At 31.2% G+C, this 20,533-nt stretch carries 20 protein-coding genes; 6 read left to right on the top strand and 14 right to left on the bottom strand.

The genetic code is table 11. From position 1 onward, the window contains the following. The 3 genes from HSX10_RS15730 to uvrA all read right to left on the bottom strand — a co-directional run. On the bottom strand, positions 1–404 hold a 404-nt coding region (locus HSX10_RS15730), incomplete at its 3' end, for a helix-turn-helix domain-containing protein (protein ID WP_173589203.1). Between the two features lie 51 nt (positions 405–455). Beyond that, positions 456–734, bottom strand: coding sequence for a hypothetical protein (locus HSX10_RS15725; protein WP_173589202.1), 279 nt, complete (start codon positions 732–734; stop codon positions 456–458). Between the two features lies 1 nt (position 735). Beyond that, positions 736–3,525, bottom strand: coding sequence for an excinuclease ABC subunit UvrA (uvrA, locus tag HSX10_RS15720; protein ID WP_173589201.1), 2,790 nt, complete (start codon positions 3,523–3,525; stop codon positions 736–738). Positions 3,526–3,889: 364 nt separating this feature from the next. Here uvrA and HSX10_RS15715 point away from each other — a divergent pair, with 364 nt between their 5' ends. Continuing rightward, a complete protein-coding gene (locus HSX10_RS15715; RefSeq protein WP_173589200.1) occupies positions 3,890–4,474 on the top strand; it encodes an RNA polymerase sigma factor in 585 nt (194 codons plus the stop codon). Positions 4,475–4,531: 57 nt separating this feature from the next. Continuing rightward, complete coding sequence (locus HSX10_RS15710; protein ID WP_173589199.1) at positions 4,532–4,675, top strand: hypothetical protein; 144 nt, start codon at positions 4,532–4,534, stop codon at positions 4,673–4,675. A gap of 231 nt (positions 4,676–4,906) precedes the next feature. On the opposite strand, the gene HSX10_RS15705 is transcribed toward HSX10_RS15710, so the two are convergent. Then, complete coding sequence (locus tag HSX10_RS15705; protein WP_173589198.1) at positions 4,907–5,245, bottom strand: hypothetical protein; 339 nt, start codon at positions 5,243–5,245, stop codon at positions 4,907–4,909. Between the two features lie 38 nt (positions 5,246–5,283). Then, complete coding sequence (locus HSX10_RS15700) at positions 5,284–5,940, bottom strand: endonuclease III domain-containing protein (protein WP_173589197.1); 657 nt, start codon at positions 5,938–5,940, stop codon at positions 5,284–5,286. A 37-nt stretch (positions 5,941–5,977) separates the two neighbouring features. Between HSX10_RS15700 and bcp the strand changes: the two genes are divergently transcribed. Beyond that, positions 5,978–6,436: a thioredoxin-dependent thiol peroxidase gene (gene bcp / locus HSX10_RS15695; protein ID WP_173589196.1), complete on the top strand. Its 459-nt coding sequence runs from the start codon at positions 5,978–5,980 to the stop codon at positions 6,434–6,436. A 71-nt stretch (positions 6,437–6,507) separates the two neighbouring features. Here bcp and HSX10_RS15690 read toward each other — a convergent pair whose 3' ends face one another. Next, positions 6,508–7,962 carry a TonB-dependent receptor gene (locus HSX10_RS15690; RefSeq protein ID WP_173589195.1) on the bottom strand — a complete coding sequence of 485 codons (1,455 nt, stop codon included), beginning with the start codon at positions 7,960–7,962 and terminating at the stop codon, positions 6,508–6,510. A 209-nt stretch (positions 7,963–8,171) separates the two neighbouring features. Between HSX10_RS15690 and HSX10_RS15685 the strand changes: the two genes are divergently transcribed. Continuing rightward, complete coding sequence (locus tag HSX10_RS15685; protein ID WP_173589194.1) at positions 8,172–8,933, top strand: MBL fold metallo-hydrolase; 762 nt, start codon at positions 8,172–8,174, stop codon at positions 8,931–8,933. Between the two features lie 2 nt (positions 8,934–8,935). Continuing rightward, a complete protein-coding gene (locus tag HSX10_RS15680) occupies positions 8,936–9,442 on the top strand; it encodes a hydrolase (RefSeq protein WP_254453253.1) in 507 nt (168 codons plus the stop codon). A gap of 60 nt (positions 9,443–9,502) precedes the next feature. Here HSX10_RS15680 and HSX10_RS15675 read toward each other — a convergent pair whose 3' ends face one another. The 5 genes from HSX10_RS15675 to HSX10_RS15655 form a co-directional block, all read right to left on the bottom strand. Further along, positions 9,503–10,147 (bottom strand): alpha/beta hydrolase, encoded by a 645-nt coding sequence (locus HSX10_RS15675; RefSeq protein ID WP_173589193.1) that lies wholly within the window; start codon positions 10,145–10,147, stop codon positions 9,503–9,505. A 5-nt stretch (positions 10,148–10,152) separates the two neighbouring features. Further along, positions 10,153–10,485 carry a hypothetical protein gene (locus HSX10_RS15670; RefSeq protein WP_173589192.1) on the bottom strand — a complete coding sequence of 111 codons (333 nt, stop codon included), beginning with the start codon at positions 10,483–10,485 and terminating at the stop codon, positions 10,153–10,155. Continuing rightward, positions 10,485–11,738, bottom strand: a complete 1,254-nt coding sequence (locus HSX10_RS15665; protein ID WP_173589191.1) for a dihydroorotase — start codon at positions 11,736–11,738, stop codon at positions 10,485–10,487. The genes HSX10_RS15670 and HSX10_RS15665 overlap by 1 nt, the downstream gene beginning before the upstream one ends. After that, positions 11,735–13,660 (bottom strand): BatA domain-containing protein, encoded by a 1,926-nt coding sequence (locus HSX10_RS15660; RefSeq protein ID WP_173589190.1) that lies wholly within the window; start codon positions 13,658–13,660, stop codon positions 11,735–11,737. The genes HSX10_RS15665 and HSX10_RS15660 overlap by 4 nt, the downstream gene beginning before the upstream one ends. A 167-nt stretch (positions 13,661–13,827) precedes the next feature. Next, a complete protein-coding gene (locus HSX10_RS15655; RefSeq protein WP_173589189.1) occupies positions 13,828–14,835 on the bottom strand; it encodes a glycosyltransferase family 2 protein in 1,008 nt (335 codons plus the stop codon). A gap of 84 nt (positions 14,836–14,919) precedes the next feature. On the opposite strand from HSX10_RS15655, the gene HSX10_RS15650 reads away from it, so the two are divergent. Further along, complete coding sequence (locus HSX10_RS15650) at positions 14,920–16,812, top strand: M61 family metallopeptidase (protein WP_173589188.1); 1,893 nt, start codon at positions 14,920–14,922, stop codon at positions 16,810–16,812. 72 nt (positions 16,813–16,884) lie between these two features. Here the strand turns inward: HSX10_RS15650 and HSX10_RS15645 are convergent, their stop codons facing one another. The 3 genes from HSX10_RS15645 to HSX10_RS15635 all read right to left on the bottom strand — a co-directional run bounded on the left by HSX10_RS15645 (position 16,885) and on the right by HSX10_RS15635 (position 20,515). Further along, positions 16,885–18,066: a sensor histidine kinase gene (locus HSX10_RS15645; RefSeq protein WP_173589187.1), complete on the bottom strand. Its 1,182-nt coding sequence runs from the start codon at positions 18,064–18,066 to the stop codon at positions 16,885–16,887. Positions 18,067–18,142: 76 nt separating this feature from the next. Continuing rightward, the gene (locus HSX10_RS15640) at positions 18,143–19,630 is read right to left on the bottom strand and encodes a S10 family peptidase (RefSeq protein WP_173589186.1); all 1,488 of its coding nucleotides are present in this window, start codon (positions 19,628–19,630) and stop codon (positions 18,143–18,145) included. A gap of 114 nt (positions 19,631–19,744) precedes the next feature. Then, positions 19,745–20,515 carry a TIGR02757 family protein gene (locus tag HSX10_RS15635; protein ID WP_173589185.1) on the bottom strand — a complete coding sequence of 257 codons (771 nt, stop codon included), beginning with the start codon at positions 20,513–20,515 and terminating at the stop codon, positions 19,745–19,747. Between the last annotated feature and the right edge of the window lie 18 nt (positions 20,516–20,533).

Raw genomic sequence — 20,533 nt, 5'->3', positions numbered from 1 at the left:
CCCAAAACATCCATAGAGCCATTTTCTTTTATACGCTGTTTTTTCTTTTGCTCTATCTCTTTTGCTAATGTTTTGGGCAATGACTTTTTTGACATATCGACGCCTGTAATAAGTTCCATATCAGCGATAATGTCTTGTTGGAAGTCTTTTTGAAACTCAAGTTCTTCAATCTTTTCCTTTAACTTTTTTATTTCATCGTTTTTACTCATACCTGTATTTTGTTGTACTAAGGTACTGTATTTTCTTAACCAATAGGTAATGGTTGTTCGAGGGACATCGTATTTTTTTGAAGCCTGGTTATTGGATAATTGTCCGCTAAGGATTTGGTCAACGACTAAAAGTTTGGTTTCTAAAGTTGCTTTTTGGTAGCTTTTTTTTCGCCAGTGTTCATTTTTTGTTTTCATAAGTGACTCTAATTAATGGTTTAATTTTTAGTCAACCTATTTCAGGAAAATTCATAGGTCAAAATTGTTTTTAAATAGAGGAAACAAGCCATAAAATAAGATGCCTAGACCTACTGCTAGAAAGATAAAACAGAAAAGAGCAGAACCAATAGAAGGTTTGTAAAGGTATTTAGAACCTGACTTTTTTATAAGTACATTAGTTTTAAAACTAGCTCCGCCTGGTTTTAAAGGTGAAACAGAAACTCTAGCTTTAATACTATCGTCGGTCTTGTCTGAAGTATTTTCTCTAGCTTCTATGACTTCATTACTAAATCCTTTAGGTAAATCCATTTTATAGTTTCTCTTCTAGATATTTTCCGGTTACGGAATTCTTATCTTTTGCAATCTCTTCGGGTGTTCCGGCAGAAACTAATTTCCCTCCATTTTTTCCTCCTTCAGGACCAAGATCAATAATATAATCGGCACATTTTATTAAATCTATATTATGCTCAATCACAATAATGGAATGTCCTTTTGTTATTAATGCTTGAAAAGATTTTAATAATTTTTTAATATCATGAAAATGAAGTCCTGTAGTTGGTTCATCAAAAATGAAAAGCGCATTATCGCTCTTGCTTCCTTTTCCTAAGAAGGTTGCTAACTTAATACGTTGTGCTTCACCACCAGAAAGGGTAGAAGAGGACTGCCCTAAAGTAACGTAGCCTAAACCAACATCTTGTAAAGGTTGAAGCTTGTTTTTTATTTTTGTTTGGTTATGAATTTCGAAAAATGCAATCGCATCATCAATGGTAAGATTTAAGACATCATCGATAGATTTTCCTTCAAACTTAACCTCTAAAACTTCCTTTTTAAAACGTTTACCGCCACAAGTATCGCAAGTTAAATGTACATCTGCCATAAACTGCATTTCAATAGTAACTTCACCTTCACCTTTACAGGTTTCACAACGTCCGGCATCAACATTAAAACTAAAATGTTTAGCGGCAAAATTTCTAATATTACTTAGTTTTTGAGATGCAAATAAAGAACGAATATCATCATAAGCCTTAATATAAGTCACAGGATTAGATCTTGATGAGCGACCAATAGGATTCTGATCTACAAATTCTACATGTTGTACATTGCTCATGTTTCCTTTCATTTCAGAGAATTGACCGGCTTTATCACTAAAACCTGTCAATTTTTTCTGTATTGCAGGAAAAAGAATCTTTTTAACTAAGGTACTTTTTCCACTTCCAGAAACGCCGGTGATAACAGTAAGCATCTCTAAAGGAAACGTAACATCTATGTTTTGAAGGTTGTTTTCGCGGGCACCAACAATTTCAATTTTGTATTTAGAAGTTCTTCGTTTTTTAGGCACTTCAATTTCTAAATCACCATTAAGATATTTAGCGGTTAAACTATCTGCAGCTAAAATCTCTTTAAAATTACCAACAGCAACAACTTCACCTCCTAAGGTTCCGGCTTCCGGTCCTATATCAATAATAGCATCAGCCGCTTTCATAATATCTTCGTCATGCTCAACAACGATCACTGTATTTCCTAAATCTCTTAACGATTTTAAAACCTCAATTAAGCGTTCTGTGTCTTTAGGGTGTAAACCAATACTGGGTTCATCTAAAATATACATAGATCCCACCAAACTACTACCTAAAGAAGTTGCTAGGTTAATACGTTGGCTTTCTCCACCGGATAGAGTGTTCGATTTTCTGTTTAAGGTAAGGTAATTTAGACCAACATTAGACAGGAATTCTAATCGTGTATTTATTTCTATAAGTAGACGTTTGGCTATTTGTGTATCGTATTCATTAAGTTTTAAACCTTTAAAGAATACGGCTAATTCATCTATTGGTAAATCCACTAGGTCTGTAATTGTAGCATCTTCAATTTTTACATAATTGGCTTCTTTACGCAAGCGTTTACCTTCACAAACACTACATTTTGTTTTACCTCGGTAGCGCGATAACATAACGCGATTCTGAATTTTATAAGCTTTAGATTCTAGTTCAGCAAAGAAATCATTTAAGCCTTCAAAATATTGATTTCCTTTCCAAATTAACGCTTTATCAGCATCACTTAATTTAAAATAAGGCTTATGAATAGGGAAATCAAATTGGTGTGAGTTATTAACTAATTGATCTCTGTACCAACCCATACTATCTCCTCGCCATGGAAAAATAGCATTTTCAAAAACAGATAAAGCTGTGTTGGGAATCACTAAATCGTCATCAATACCAATAACGTCGCCATAGCCTTCACATTTAGGACAAGCGCCATAAGGATTATTAAAGCTGAATAAATGCGCATTTGGTTCTAAAAAGGACATGCCATCCATTTCAAACTTATTATTGAAAAGCATTTGTTTATTGTCTGCTAAAGATTCTATGATACAAGTCCCAATGCCTTCATAAAAAGCAGTACCAACAGCATCGGCTAAACGGTTAAGAAAATCTTCATCATTTTTAAAAACAATTCTATCTACAACTAAAAATAAATCATCATCAGTAGTTATTTCTTGCTTTAAAGCATCGTCAATTCTAACAACCTCACCTTTAACCTTAATACGCGCATATCCTTGTTGTTGTAAGGTTTGAAGTTTGTTTTCTAACGTTCTGCCTTCTTCTAAAATAATAGGCGCTAAGAGTAATAGTTTAGAACGTTCTTCAAAGTTAGAGATGTAATTAATAACATCAGAAACTGTATGTTTTTTAACTTCATTACCAGAGATAGGTGAGTAGGTCTTACCAATTCTGGCAAAAAGTAATTTTAGATAATCATAAATTTCAGTGGTTGTACCCACTGTAGATCGTGGATTTGTAGAATTTACCTTTTGTTCAATAGCAATAGCAGGAGCAATTCCTTTAATATAATCTACTTTAGGTTTGTTCAGTCGGCCTAAAAACTGACGCGCATAACTACTCAAACTTTCTACGTAACGCCTTTGTCCTTCGGCATAAAGTGTATCGAAAGCTAAACTAGATTTACCAGAACCCGATAAACCTGTAATAACGACCAATTTATTTCTAGGAATAACAACATCAATATTTTTTAAATTATGAAGTTTAGCACCTTTAATAATGATGTTTTCTTTCGGATTAACGTCTAGGTTAGTAGTGTTCATAGGTTTTTTAGATATCTAAGTTTGCAAAGATACTACAATACCAAATAAACTTTAAAGTATGATTCATAATTCACGAGGATAAATCTGTTAAAAGAAAGCGATTTTACGGCGTTTTTATTGTTTTTAGCTACAAATAATGATACTAGTTTTACATTTATTTAATATTTAATTCATCTGTTTAAGTGAATTTTCATCAGATAAATAGTTAAATTTTAGTGTTATTTTTTGTTTATTAGACAGGAATGTTGTTATATTTGAAACTTATTCATTTAAAAAACCATCTGCTTATCGCATAATATTACTTTAAGAAAACAGCTATAAACCCCAACTTAGTAGGCTACTACTAAGGACTAAAGTAATAATTATGAAAAAAGGACTTATACAAGACTCAGCTCTGGTTACCAACTATATTAATGGTGATGAGAATGCGCTTTCAATTTTAATTCAGAGGCATAAGCAAAAAATCTATAGTTTTATTTATTCAAAAGTTTACGATAGAGATATTACTGAAGATGTTTTTCAGGATACCTTTATTAAGGTTATAAAAAATCTAAAACGTGGTAAGTATAATGAAGAAGGTAAGTTTTTACCTTGGGTTATGCGTATTGCTCACAATTTGGTAATCGATCATTTTAGAAAAAATAGTCGTATGCCTAAATTTGATAATACTGGTGAGTTTAGCATTTTTTCAGTATTAAGCGATTCTAGTTTAAATGCAGAAAAAGTTTTGATAAAAGATCAAGTAGAATCTGATGTACGACGTATCATTCAAGAATTACCAGAAGACCAAAAACAGGTATTGTTGATGCGTATGTATCAAGACATGAGTTTTAAGGAAATTTCTGAACGCACAGGTGTAAGTATAAATACGGCTTTGGGTAGAATGCGTTATGCACTTATAAATATGCGTAAGGTAATTGATCAAAATAATATCATTTTAACAAATTAATACAATAAAGTATTTAATAGTACGTTTTTGCTATATATAAACTCATAAATAGTGAAAATGGCAAAAATTTACTCTAATGCTTCTTCAAAACATAATAACCTACAACCTAAGGATGAAACAGTTCGTTTTATTTTGAATTATTCAAAAGCCTTGTGTGTTATAGATTATAATAACTTGGAGTTTGAAGCACTCTTAAATTAATTAAAACAAAAAATCCTGATATGAAAATATCAGGATTTTTTAGTTAAAAGTAATTCCTCATAGTTTTGAGTCGTAAGGTATTCTTGCTTTAAATCTTTTAAATATTGAATTGTTTTTTCTTTTAAAGGATGTTTGTCTACGAGGCAATTTTTGATGTCTTTGTCATAGATCGTTAAAATAATGTACCAATGGCCGGTTCGTGTTGCGTAATTACCTTCAAACAATCGCGAGTTACCATTTGGCATCAATTACAGCGAATGGTAAATTTACTTTTTCATCAGTACGCTCTGCTTCATGATAGGATAAATATAAAGTTTCATTTTTAAGTTGAAAGGGAACATTATAACCAACATCAACATGATTTAGTTGGTGTTTTTTATTGATATAATTATAGAACTCTTCTGCTTCTTTTGAATCTTTAAATATAAAAGAAGTTTCTCTTGGCATATCTTTATGAAACTTCTTTGCCAGCATTATTTTGTAATCTTGATTTTTAAAACGCGGCGCAATTTTAACAGGTATACAAGATGTAAAAGAAAATACGACAGCAATAGCTAAAAGTTTTTTCATCGATTGATGATTTTCTAAAATAAGTCTCAAAAATTGTTCTATTTCTTCTTTTTATAATAATCATCTAAGACCGTTTTACGACCTATGGTTTTTGTAATGATATCTTTTTCCATATCCCATCCACGAGCAGGTGAATACTCTCTACCATACCAAATCATTTGAAGGTGTAAATCATTCCAGAGTTCTTCTGGAAATATGCGTTTAGCATCTTTTTCGGTTTGTACCACGTTTTTACCATTAGTTAAATTCCAACGGTACATTAAACGATGAATATGGGTATCTACCGGAAATGCAGGTATACCGAATGCTTGAGATAATACAACGGCAGCTGTTTTATGTCCTACAGCAGGCAATTCTTCTAAACCTTCATAAGTTTGAGGTACTTCTCCATTATACTTATCAATTAAAATATGTGATAAACCATAAATTCCTTTACTTTTCATAGGTGATAATCCCACAGGTTTTATGATTTCTCTAATTTCTTCAACACTCAGCTTAATCATGTCATAAGGGTTATCTGCCCGTTCAAATAATAAGGGAGTAATTTGATTAACACGCACATCTGTACTCTGCGCAGACATCAATACAGCGATCAATAAAGTGTAAGGGTCTTTATGGTCTAATGGAATCGGGATTTCAGGATAGAGTCCTTTTAACGTATTTATAACAAAGTCTACCTTTTCTTGTTTAGTCATTTCATCGTATTTTTACAGAAAGACAAATTTAAGCATTATGACGCATTTAAAAGTAGGAGATAAGGCTCCAGATTTTTCAGCATTAGATGAACAAGGAAATACCATTTCACTTTCGGATTATAAAGGAAAGAAATTGGTTGTATTCTTTTATCCAAAAGCAAGTACACCAGGTTGTACCGCAGAAGCTTGTAATTTAAATGACAATTATGACCGTTTTAAAGCTCAAGGTTATGAGATTTTAGGTGTTAGTGCAGATAGTGCTAAAAGGCAAACTAATTTTAAAAATAAATACGATTTTCAATATCCTTTATTAGCCGATGAAGATAAAGCTGTTATTGAAGCATTTGGTGTTTGGGGACCTAAGAAATTTATGGGAAAAGAATATGATGGGATTCATAGAACAACCTTTATTATTGATGAAAACGGTGTGATAACAGATGTTATAGCTAAAGTGAAAACTAAAGCGCATACAGATCAAATATTAACGGAAGAATAATATTTTTTACAGTATAAAAAAAGCGACTATTCACTATGAATGGTCGCTTTTTACTTTTATATAATTTTGTTTTATCGCTTATGCATTACTTCTTCAGCTTCCCAGCCAAATAAGCTTTCTTCTTTTATTAGATCATCTACACCTTCAGGTAACATTGCTTCCCAACCATCTTCGTTATCTACAATCATTTTAAGGACTTTTCTAGAAAACACAGATAGATTTGAAGCGTCTACATCAGAAATGTCTACGACCTTACCATTGTATTTGAAGAATTTGAATAATTCCTTCATTCTTGGATGTACTTTAACGTTTTCGCTAGTTGTTAAGGTTCCATCCTCATTTTCCATAGGGTATAAGTAAACACGTAGGTCTTTGTAAAATAATTTTCCAAAGGCTTCTAAGATGCCACCACTTAAGTGACGGTAATATTTCTCATCAAAAATATCAACAAGGTTATTAACTCCCATTGCTAAGCCCATTCTGTTCTTAGTGTATTGAGAGAAATACTCAACTAATTTATAATATTCTTGGAAGTTTGAGATTAATACAGTTTGTCCTAACGAGCATAATAATTTTGCACGATCCATAAAATCTTGCTCATCAATTTTACCTTCAGCTCTCAAGTTAGACAAAGTGATTTCGAAAATAACTTGCGTTCTATCTTTTTCTACTTTATTTTCTTTAACAAACATTTCTAGAGACTTCTCTAGCATGTCCATATTTACTTTAGTAACAGGTCTAAAACTACCTCTTAGCGCTAAAATATTCTTTTTATAAAGCACACGAGCCGGTAAAACGTTATTACCATCTGGTGAAAACATTACAGCATCAGTCATACCATTTTTAACCAGTTGTAAACTCATTAAACGGTTATCTACATCTTTAAATACAGGTCCAGAGAAATTAATAGTATCAATTTCTAATTGATCTTTATCTAAGTGATCGTATAAGTAACGTAATAGTTTACGAGGCTGATTGTATTTGTAAAAAGCACCATAAATAAGGTTTGTTCCTAATTTACCTAGCGTTTCTTGTTGTAAACGAGCGTCTGTTTCTTTAAATCTAATATGAAGAACAATCTCATTATATTCTTGTCCAGAACCAACTTGATATTTTATTCCAACCCAACCATGACCTTTATATTGCTTAGCAAAATCTATAGTTGCAACGGTATTAGCATAAGAGAAAAATATTTTATTAGGATGTCTTTCTCTAGTAATGCGCTCCTCCATTATATTTACTTCGTGATTTAGCATTTTACGAAGTCTTGCCTCTGTTACGTAACGACGATCATCTTCAATACCATATATCGCATCACTAAAATCTTTGTCATAAGCAGACATCGCTTTAGCAATGGTTCCAGAAGCACCACCTGCTCTGAAAAAATGGCGAACCGTTTCTTGTCCAGCTCCTATTTCAGAAAATGTTCCATAAATATCAGCATTAAGATTGATGCGCAATGCTTTATCTTTAAGAGATGGAATATTTTCGAAATCAGTATCGCCTGTATACGTTATTTCCTTCATAGAGTTTAGGTTTCTGTCCTTTAAGCAAAGGTAAGGTTTTACTATTGCAAACAAAAAAATAAGCTTATTTTTGTCCTACCATTTACGACTTAAAATTATATGATAAAAAATAGGTGTGTTTTTTATTTTATCGTGAAATAATAAGTAAAAAATAACATTTTTATTGCGGTTTTTTTAATTCTAGATGGGTCTTACTAAATTGAAAAGGTTTGAAAATTACATTTTTAGGCACTGGTACTTCTCAGGGGATTCCCGTAATAGGAAGTGATCATCCTGTTTGTTTAAGTGAAAATTTTAAGGATCAACGCTTGCGAGTTTCTGTGTTGGTAGAGTGGGAAGATTATACTTTTGTAGTTGATTGTGGTCCCGATTTTAGACAACAAATGCTTAGGGCAAAAGTCTCTAAAATTGATGGGATTATTTTCACTCATGAGCATGCAGATCACACCATGGGGTTAGATGATATTCGTCCATTTTTCTTTAGGCAAGGTGATATTCCTCTATATGCCCATCAACGAGTTTTTAAAGCTTTAGAGCAACGTTTTGATTATATTTTTACAACAGAAAATAAATATCCAGGCGCTCCAAATGTGATAAAAAATATAGTAGAGAATCAGTCTTTTTTAGCAGGAAATATTAATGTAATGCCTATTGATGGTTTGCATAATAAACTTCAGGTTTTTGGATATCGATTTCGAAATTTCGCCTATTTAACGGATATGAAAACGATAGCAGATGAAGAAGTTGAAAAGCTTTATGGCTTAGAAGTTTTAGTCGTGAATGCTTTGCAGATAGAACCACATATGTCGCACTTTAATTTAGAAGAAGCACTCACTTTTATTGCGCGCGTAAAACCTAAACGCGCTTATCTTACACATATTAGTCCTTATTTAGGATTTCATGATGAAGTAGAGAAAAACTTACCAGAAAACGTTTATTTAGCATACGATAATTTAAAAATTACCATTTAGAGATGAAGAGCAAAATTTTAATGTATTTATTTATTTTTTCAGTATTATTATTAATATTTCAATATGTGAATTCAAAAAACATACTTGATAAATATGAGGCAGATATTGTTAAGGTAAAGGCTAAAGTTGTTGAGAAGAATAAAATTATAAAGTCTTTAGAAGATAAAAACTTTGAATTAAATTACTTTAATATTGAAGGAAATGAAGATGCTCTAGGTTATTTTGAAGCGTTTGGTTATGATACTGAAAAATTAATACCTGCTATCCGAGATGGTCTTTATAGTATGAATGATTACGAAGGTGACGAACATCCTATAGTACCATATGTATCGATGACGGATTCTAAATTATTGATTAATAAAGTTAGAATTTTAAATCACAAATGGATTATTGCCAATTTTACAGACGGCAAACATTGGGGTGAAATTTTGGTAAGCTATTCTATTGACGAAAACAATGATCTTAAATATAAATTAGTGGAATACTTAATGTATCCTACACTTAATTAAAGATGTGAAAGTTTTCAAACAGAAATCGTAACGACGGTTTCTGTTTGAAATTTCAATTTTTTAGATATGGTTTTCTAACCAAGCTTTTAAATCATGGAAATTTTGAGGCGCAACACCATGTCCTACAGGGTATTCTGTAAATACATTATCTATTCCTAAAGTTGTTAAGTATACAGGTGCTTTTTGTGCCCAATCTACAGGTATTACTTGATCTACTGATCCATGCGAGCAAAAGAAATTTAAGTGAGATATACGATCTTTATCAATCACTTCAGGTAACATATCTTCGCTGATATAACCACTTAAAGCAATTACATTTTTAACTTTTTCGGGATAAGTAAGTGATACCGCATAACTTAAAATTGTTCCTTGACTAAAACCTAAAAGGGTTACGTTTTTAGTGTCAACAGGGTAAGTCTTACAAGCGTAATCTATAAAATCAGAAATTAAACCGATAGACTCCTTAGCTTGTGGTACATCGTTCCATTTACCTCTTTCTGCATCAAAATTAATTGCATACCATGCATTTCCATAGGGTTGCATTGGGTGTGGTGCTCTCACAGAAATAATAAATAATTCTTCTGGTAACTCTGAAGCAAATGAGAATAAATCATTTTCATCACTTCCGTAACCGTGGCACATAATTAATAATGGTGCGTTTTCTTTTAAAGTTGAAGGTCTTGTAATGTAGTGTAGTTGAGACATATTATTTATTTTCCAAGTGATTTAAATTTGTTTTGAAAAAGGTCACCAAGTATTGGAATTTTGTTACATTTTCCTGTAATGGCTCCAAAAAGACCATAGAAATATAGTATTGAAAAGAAAATCCAGAAAGACATGCTAATCATCATGCTGTCTAAACTACTAATGACCATAGCAATTAGGATGTAAATTAAACCTAAGCCTAAACCTTGTCTTACATGAAAAGATGTAAATGGGTTTCGTTTTTCTTGGTTCATAAAAAAAGCAATCAAAGTACCAAATAATGTTAAGTAGGCTACTAATCCTAGCGTTTTTCCTTCGTTAATAGTATTTTGATCCATTATTTTAAGGCTATTTTATAATTAGCAATAATACCATAAGTTTCACCTTTAAGTTTTGAACCTAAAAACACACTGTTCTTAGATTTTGATGAAATATGAGTGTTATTGAATTCGTATTTTTTATCAGGATTAAACAATGTTAAATCCGCTATTTCACCTTCTTTTATCGATGATTCCGTAACACCAAATCTAGACTTTCCTTGCGTTAATAAACTAACTGTTTTTTTAGTCGTAAAGATGTTCTGTAATGCACCAAAAGCAGATTCTAAGCCAATGGTTCCGTATTTAGCAAAATCGAATTCAATTTTTTTATGTTCAATATCAATAGGGTTATGATCAGAAGTAACCATGTCAATAGTTCCATCTTTTAAGCCTTCTATTAAAGCATCACAATCGGTTTGTATTCTTAAAGGAGGAAGCACTTTAAAGGTGGTGTTAAAATCGTGTAAAACATCATCTGTAAACACTAAATTATGGATAGCAACACTACAAGTTACATTTAGATTCTTAGCTTTTGCAGCTCTAATTAACTCAACAGACTTTGCAGTAGAAATAGTTGGTATATGAAGTTTTCCTTCAGTGTATTCTAATATAAAGAGATCTCTAGCGACTTGTAACTCTTCAGCTAAAGCAGGGTTTCCTTTTAAGCCTAACTTAGTGCTGTTAATATGTTCATTTACAACACCAAGTCCAGAAATTTTAGACTCTTGAGGAAAAGAACAGATTAAACCGTTAAAATTACTAGCGTATTGCAAAGCAATTTTCATTAAATTAGGATTAGAAATAGGGTGTTGATAATCGTAAAAGGCAACAGCGCCAGCATTAGTCATATCATACAGTTCAGCTAAATCTTCACCTTTACTCATTTGGGTTAAAGCGCCAATAGGGTAGAGGTTAACTGCATTATCCTGAGCTTTTGATTTTACAAACGAAATATGAGAATAACTATCAATTACAGGATGCGAATTAGCATTGAGTGCAACAGAGGTAAAACCAGAATTTGCTGCCGTTTTTAAACCATTAACTATGGTTTCTCGATCTTCGTAACCCGGTTCTCCAAAAGAAACACTACTGTCAAACCAACCTTGTGAGACATGTAAATTGTCAAGTTTTATTTCTTGGTAATTATTAGGATTGTCAAGGTCTTTAGAAATCTTGGATATCAGACCTTTTTCAATTAAAATATCAACCGTTTCATTGTGAAAATCACTTTTAGAATCAACTATGGTTGCAGATTTTATGAGTGCGTTCATTTAAGATATTTTAGAAGTAACATTTCTACTATTAAAAATGCTAACGCAAAAATAATAAACCATTTCCATAGCGCATTAACATTTGTATTACTTTTTATATTATTAATTGTTGTTTCTAAGCTAGACTCAATATCTGTATTTTTTAAAGTGTTTAAGTCATAATAACTTAGGTTGCTTTCTGCTCTGTTATAATTAAAACTTAAATTTTGAAGTACTTGATTTTTGTTTTTTACATTTAAAATTCCGGCTGTATCAGGAAAATCTTCCGTTTCTAAAACCACAGATTTGCTATATGTTTTTTGAAGCGGAATGACAGAATTGTTCTCTTTATATAAAGTTAAAATGTCATCTTGACCAATTGATGTTTGTATGGCAATCTCATTTGGTTGCCCTATTGTGTAGTATAATTTTGAAAGTTTTAAGCTCTGTAATCCTAAATTATATAACACAGGAATTATTAATTGTGAGTTTCTAAAGTTTGAATTTTCTGAGTTTATTGCAGAAGAAAAAGCATAGGTATTTGCGTTTCCAACTAAGAAAGGAGAACCATCTTCGTAAGATAAAACACTATTAGAATTCGAATTAAATTGATAAGAGTTTTCTACTTTAGGATATTGAAAATTTGTTACTTTAGCATAGAATGCATTAGCTAAAAGTGGATGGTTATAGTTGATACTTGTAATGCGTTTTTGAATATTATTTATATTAGAGTAATAGTTTAGGTTTAGTTCTTTAAGTAATTGGTTATAAGAATTTAATTCAATTTTATTTTTAGGTATAACTAAAAGTTTTCCTCCGTCATTTTTAAATGTTTTTAAAGCAGTCTTCAATGCGTTTGATATCTCATTGAGTTCATTAAGTATAATAAGGTTTTGTTCTGTGATTAGGTTGAAATTAAGAGCATTTAATTTGTAACTTTTAAAGTCAAATTCATCATCTGTATAGATTCGTTTTAAAAATGAATCATCTGTAATTTCATTTATTACAAGAACCTTAATTTTTGGTTTCGAGTTGATATTAAAATAAAAAGTATTGTCGTATTGTAACCCAGAATCTTCAATCTGTAACTTCCCATTTATAACATTATTATTTGTAACGGTAAATGTATTTTCTACTTCTTTGTTAATATCAACCGCACTTTTAGTTAGCAATACATCGTTATTAAATAATGAAATAGTAACATTATCAAGAGGCTTTCCTTCGTTGCTTAATTTTACATTAAGGTCAAAAGTTTTAGATGTGGTATTAGAAACATAAATACTATCAATACTAATATTAGAAACTAAAGTAGATTTGGGTTGTACTAATTTTAATTGAATATCACTTTCATTTTCAAAACTTAATAAGTTATCTTTTTGTTGAAAATCAGAAACTATAATCAAATTCTTAGTTGCTTCATCTTTGTTTGAAAATAATTGTTTCCCTTTTAAAAAAACAGCCTCATAATTGAGTTGCTTTGGAGAATATGATAATTGTATTAAATCATTTTTTAAAGCTTTTACAGTTGTATTTCTAAAGCTTTTATCATTAGTAAATAAACTAATCGCTTCGTCTTCTGGTAAGTTGTTTATAAGATCTTGTATGGCTTCGTTTAGTAAGGTGCCATTACTTCCGTTAGCTTGCATACTAAAAGAATTATCTAAATAAATAACGGTTTCTTGGGACTCATTAAAATCTTTAGTGTTAGGAATAAAAGGTTGAGCAAAAGCAATGATAACACAAGCTAAAAGCAGTATTCTGGTTAGAAGTGTAATCCATTTTTTTAACTGTGAGCTTTTACGAGTTTGAAGTTTTACTGATTTTAAAAACTTAACGTTTGTAAACTGAACTTTCTGAAAACGACGTAATTGAAATAAATGTATAAGAATAGGAATAATCAGTAAAAAAAGGGCGTAAAGTAATTCGGGATTTTTAAACTGCATTCTTTATTTTATGTTTGCTGATTAAGATGTTAATTTGAACCTTTAAGTTAAGTCAAATACTCTTTTTTTATTAATTGCTAAAGAATTCCGACTGCGTTAAATGTGGCATTTATATATTTCAAATATAAGTAACGCTAAGTTATTACTTCGTTTCGCTTTTGAGAAATTTAACAGAAAAAGAAATAATCAATCATAGATTTCATTTTTTGTGTTTCAAAATAACTTGTAATCTCTTGCTGTGCTTCGGTATTAGCTACTGTTACAATACTTTGTGGATTGTTTAATTCTGCTAAATAATCAAAATTAAATAGCTTTTGACCATATATATGTTTCCCTATTTTTTTTGGGTTGTCGCAAATCCAATAAAAAGGGATGTTCTTTTTCAAAAGTATTTTGGCTAAAGTTTTGCCTTTTTTTCCTGCTCCCCAAATAGCTAAAGGTCTAGAAGCATCATAATTTAGTTCTAAAAAATAGTCAACTTTAAGATCTAAGAAAGAATTTTCAGCATAATGCTCGTGTGTTCGTGATGTTCTTGTACTGTAATCTCTCCAATGCAGTAATACTTTATCGCAAGGAATACATTTGTATTCAGTTTTATAAAACCGGAAAGCTAAATCATAGTCTTCTGGGTAGGTTTCTGAGTTAAAACCTCCGCAGGCATCAAAATCTTCACGGTGCAACATCCAACAAGGTGATGGAATTACACACTCTTTATAGATTTCAGAATAGTTGTTTCCTTTAACCGTTAATTTATTCAACCATTCTTCGTAACGTGCAAAGCCATCACTAAGTCCATCTGCTCTAAAATATTTTACTTGTCCAACAGCGAGGTGTTTTTTACCTTTATTCTCTAGACTCATAACCATGGTTTTAAGGCGTATCGGTATCATTAGGTCATCACTATCCATTCTAGTAATATAACTTCCATTGCTATGTTTGTAAGCTGTTTTTAAAGCTTCAATTATTCCATTGCCATTATTTCTGTATAATTTTATTCTAGAGTCACTTTTTCTATAATTTTCTACAATTCTGTACGATTTGTCTTTAGAATTATCATCTACAAAAATAGCTTCCCAATTACGATAAGTTTGGTTTAAAATAGACCTAATACACTCATTAATAAATGTGTCGGTGTTCTTAAATGGAATTACTATACTAACGAGTGGTTGTGGCATACTGCGAATTTAACAAAACCTTTAGGTTTTTAATAGTAACACATTGTAGATTTGTGAGACTATTATAAAAACAAAAACTTAAACATGAAGAATTATTTAGCCATTTTTGGACTAAGTGTCGTTTTGGTAGGTTGCGGATCAGCAAAACCAAACAGCGATGATTTAGCAGTAAGCAATCCTATTGAGACCGCTTTAGATTTAACAGCAGTTAATAACGATAGGGTTCCTGTAACTATTAATCCAGGTCGTTTTACTACTGAAACTGTAACATATAGGTTGCCAAGAGTTGTGCAAGGAACGTATTCGGTTAGTGATTTTGGTAAGTATATTGATGATTTAAAAGCTATTGATTATGATGGAAATGAATTATCGGTAACTAAAGTAGATGATAATACATGGACTATTACTGATGCAACTAAATTAGATAAGATTCAATATTACGTAAATGATACTTTCGATATTGAGCAAGTTGGAGGAATTGGAGGAGAACAACCTTTTTCACCTTCAGGTACAAATATTGAAGAAGATAATTACGTCTTAAATCTTCACGGATTTATTGGGTATTTCGATTCTTTAAAAAATAATCAATATGATGTAGCTGTTACTGCTCCAGCAGACTTTGTAAGAACTTCAGCTTTAGAGGTAACAGGAACAACAACTAGTGAAGATGGTAAATCTATAACAAGTAATTATTTTGCGCCGCGTTATTTTGATATTACTGATAATCCTATGATGTATGGAGATTTAGATGTTGAAGAATTTATGGTTGGTGACATTAAAATTGTTCTAAGTGTATATTCTCCAAATAAAGTACATACAGCAGCAAGTCAGAAAGAGACTGTGTTTAAAATGATGGAAGCTCAGAAAGCGTATTTAGGTGATGTAAATAGTACAAAACGTTATGATATTTATTTGTATTTAGCTGATGGAACTGAAACAGCACCAAAAGGTTTTGGAGCTTTAGAGCACCACACGTCTACCGTAGTTGTTTTACCAGAATCTTCTACTAAGGAAGGTTTAGCTGCATCGATTGTAGATGTTGTTGCACATGAATTTTTTCATATTGTAACTCCATTATCTGTACATTCTGCAGATGTTCATTATTTTGATTATAATAAACCTACATTTTCTAAACATTTATGGATGTATGAGGGTGTAACGGAATATTTTGCACAACATTTTCAGGTGTATGAAGGTTTAGTTGATTCTCAAACATTTTACAATACGGTGAATTCTAAAATTCAAATATCAAAACGTATGGATGATGCTATGAGTTTTACAATTATGAGTGAAAATGTATTAGAGGAACCTTATGCATCTAACTATTATAATGTCTATCAAAAAGGTGCTTTAATTGGTATGTGTATTGATATTTTAATGCGTAAAGAAAGTGATGGACAAAGAAGTATGTTATCTTTAATGAAGGAATTATCTGCAAAATATGGTGAGAATAAACCATTTGATGATGATACTATTATTGCAGAAATCACAGCTATGACCTATCCAAGTGTTGGTGAATTTCTAAAAACACACGTTGAAGGAGATTTACCTATTAACTATAATGAGTTCTTTACTATGGTTGGTTTAACACAAGGTGAAACGCTTTTAGAAACAAACTATATTTTTGCTGGAGGACAGAACATTATTTTTGATGCAGATCAAGAAAAAGGTGTGCTTTTCTTTTCTTCAATGGCTTTAAATAATTCATTTTGGAAAGAGCAAGGCATACAAGAAGGAGATATTATTAAAAGCGTAAATGGAGAAGCGTTAACTTTATTAAATGCAAATGAAGTAATACGTGGAATGTTTTCATGGCAAGAAGGTCAAGAAATTACTATGGATTTAGAGCGAAATGGTGAACCTGTTGAGATAAAAACAACTTTAACTAAAGCATACGCGTCGTCAGATAGTATTGTTGAAGATGAAAATGCAACAGATGCTCAAAAAGCTTTAAGAGCAGCTTGGTTAAAAGGATAATTAGCTTATAATGCTATAAAAAGTAAAAAGCTGATAAACAATTTATTTATCAGCTTTTTTTATTCAAAATATTTAGGCGATTGTAAAACTAAAAGTACTTCCTTTTCCTAATTCAGATGTAACAGATATTTTTCCGTTCAGCTTTTCTACTAAATTCTTTACTGTACTTAATCCAATACCAGTTCCAGTGTTGCTAAAACTATTTTTTACAGTTTTAAAAATTTCAAAAATTTGTTCTAATTCAGCTTCCGGAATACCAATACCATTGTCAGTTACACTAAATTTATGATGAGAATCTTGTTTCTCATAACTTATTTCAACGGTGCGGTTAAGTTTGTCATTGTATTTAAGTGAATTATCTGCCAAATTCATTAATATTTGAGTTACTGCAGCCTTATTTACTTTATGGATAACACTATCATTATATAGAATTTTCACATTATCAGCAACGTGAATTTGTTTAATTCCTTCTACAATAGATTTTAATTCAACATCTTCTTTTTTAGAGTTTAAAAGTTCATTTGCGGTATAATATAATAACATTCCGTCAATATAATCTTTTAAGATTGTTGTAGATTCTTCAATATATTCTAAATATTGAAGTGAATCTTTTGATAGATTATTTTGATTTTCTTCTTTAAGTAAATCTGTTAAAGATATGATATTAGATAAGGGTGATTTTAAATCGTGTGAAACTAAGCTAGCAAATGATTTTAGTTGATCGTTACGTTGCTCAAGTTCTTCTCTTATAGCATTTAAATTGTCATTCTTTTTTTTCAATTCAAACAAATTGATAACTTGTTTTCCAAGTGTCTTAAGTGTCTTTATTTGCGACGCATTTAATTTTTTGGGTTTAAAATCGTAAACGCAAATTGTACCTAACTTATATCCAGATTCATTTATTAAGGGTACGCCAGCGTAGAAACCAATATTATATTCCTTGGTTAAAGGATTATCAAAAAAGCGTTCATCTTTTGTGACATCTTCAACAATAAAAATATCATCTTCTAAAATTGCATGCCCACAAAATGATACATTTCGAGGTGTTTCGGTTAATTCTATACCATAATGCGATTTAAAAAAATTACGATTTTTATCTAAAATAGTAATAAGCGCAATGGGGGCATCACATATTGTGGCTGCTAATTCAGTTAGGTTATCATAGTCACGTTCAGGTGGGGTGTCTATGATATTGTATGAGTTTAGAGCAAGTAATCGCTCAGTTTCATTATTAGGGGATTGGGGACTTTTCATAAAAATTAAAATCAATCAGGCATAATATATACGTAATTTATTTAAGTAAGGTTTTGTTATTAAGCACAAAAATACATTAATATTTAGCTGATTTACCATTAGTTAATGAGATTTCGATGAAGTGCCTTAAATCATCATTGGCTTTAATTAGATCTTCATTTCGTAAATACATCATATGTCCGCTTCGGTAACCTTTAAAGAAAATACGATCTTTCATTTTTCCACTTGGGTCAATTTGTGATTGAGAATACTTCGCAGCAAAGTAGGTTGTTGCTCCGTCGTAATAACCAGACTGCGTTAATACTTTTAAATAAGGATTTTGTGCCATAGCTTGGCGTAAATTATCTCTTGTATTATCGTTGTCATTATCCCATCGGCCTGTGTTTCCAAAAACATTATACTTTACATCCGTTTTAAAACCTAATTCATTTTGAATGTAATAATTTATAGCTGGTGTAAAAGAATGAAGCCACGAGGTGAGTTCCGGGCTGTAATCGGGGCTTGTTCCTGTTTCAACTTTATCTAATCCAAGATATCTAGAATCTAATCTTCCTATCGTTTCTCCTGTTTTATCACGTAATAATTCTTTCCAGAAAAAACGAGTAGAGACATCTAGGTTTTGTTGCAAAATTACTTTTTTAGATAACCCGGAATAATAACTCATTTGCTTAGCAATCGCTTCTTTTTCTAATTCTGAAATAAAACCTCCTTTAGCTAGAGCAGGCATTAAATCGTTAATAGCAAAATGTTCTACTTCTGGTAATATATCTAATAAATCTTTATTTTGAAGTGCGTCAGGAAGCATTTTGTGATGCCAAGCTGTAGCTGTATAATAAGGTAAATTTAAGCTTGAAGCTAAAGGACCACCAACTCTTAAAATCTTATAATCTGCTGGTGAAACCATAATTACACCATTTAAGTACATCCATTGGTTATTTTGAAGCTCTAAGGATAACCCCATAACACGCGTTCCTCCATAGCTTTCTCCTATAATATATTTAGGGGATTGCCATCTGTTTTGTCTGGTTGTAAAAGTATTCATCCAACTTGCTAAATATTTAATATCAGCATTAATACCAAAAAACAATTTGTTGTCAGGCATTTTACCATCTTTATCAGCGACTTTTCTAGAGTAACCTGTGTTTACGGGATTGATAAATACAATATCTGCAACATCTAAGATAGAATTTGGATTGTCTTTTACGCCATAAGGTTGAATAGGGTACCCTTCGTCATCAATATTTAAAACTTTAGGTCCAGTATAAGCAATATGCATCCAAAGTGACGCTGATCCAGGTCCTCCATTAAAGGAATAAATTATAGGTCTATCGTTACCTTTTGGGTCATTAGTTCGTTTGTAGTAAGTGTAGTAAAGTGAAGCGATCATTTTACCATCATTATCCCAAACGGGTTGAAAACCTGTTTCTGCTTTATAATTGATTTGCTTACCTTTTATGGTCACAGAATTAGTGGTGACATAAGTAGTATCTAAAGGAATATTTAAATTTTGAGAAAAACTTATAGTGAAACAAGTTACTAATAAAAGGGTGAGTTTAAATTTCATTTATTTAAGGATTTAATAGTAAAAGATATAGTTTTTGTTTGTTTTAACTTCTAGATAACTTTAGATTTAAAAGGAGGATAATACTAGTTAAAGGTATAAAATAGTAAAAGAATTTTAAAACCCTTCAAAAACTCCAAGACCAAACAAGGCAAAATCATATTTAACAGGATCTTTTGCGTCTAACTTTCTTAAAGCTTTATCTAATTCGGCTAAAGCTTTACCGTCATTTTGTTTTCGTTTTAGTAAGTCTAATTTACGTGCTACATTTCCAGAATGCACGTCTAAAGGACAACTTAATGTTGAAGGAGCTATGGATTTCCAAATCCCGAAATCGACTCCATTATTATCATCTCTAATCATCCATCTTAGGTACATGTTAATACGTTTCGCTGCCGAATTTTTAAGTGGATCACTAATGTGTTTTTGTGTCCGTTCTAAATGCGGGATTTCAAAAAAGACTTTTTTAAATTCATGTATGCTTGTCTGAAGTGAATCTTTTTCGGCATGTTGTGAAAAAATAGTTTCTAAACCACCATGATTTTTATAAATATGCTTTAAACTTTTAATAAACTGCATAAAATCATAACCGTTAAAAGTTCTATGCACAAAAGGTTCTAAGCGTTCTAAATCTGTTTCTTTATGTTGCGTAATAAATTGAAAAGGGGAGTGGTCTAATAGCTCCATCATTTTATTAGCATTATTAATGATACTTTTTCGGTTTCCCCAAGCAATAGTAGCAGATAAAAATCCGGCAATCTCTATATCTTCTTTTTTTGAAAATTGATGTGGAATTTGAATAGGATCACTCTCAATAAACTTAGGATGATTATAGAGGTCAACCTTTTCGTCTAAAAAGTCTTTGAGTTCTGATTTTTTAAGTTTCAATATCTAATTATTATATTA

This window comes from Winogradskyella undariae, assembly GCF_013285155.1.
GTDB lineage: Bacteria > Bacteroidota > Bacteroidia > Flavobacteriales > Flavobacteriaceae > Winogradskyella > Winogradskyella undariae.
This window is presented reverse-complemented; position numbering and strand designations above follow the sequence as displayed.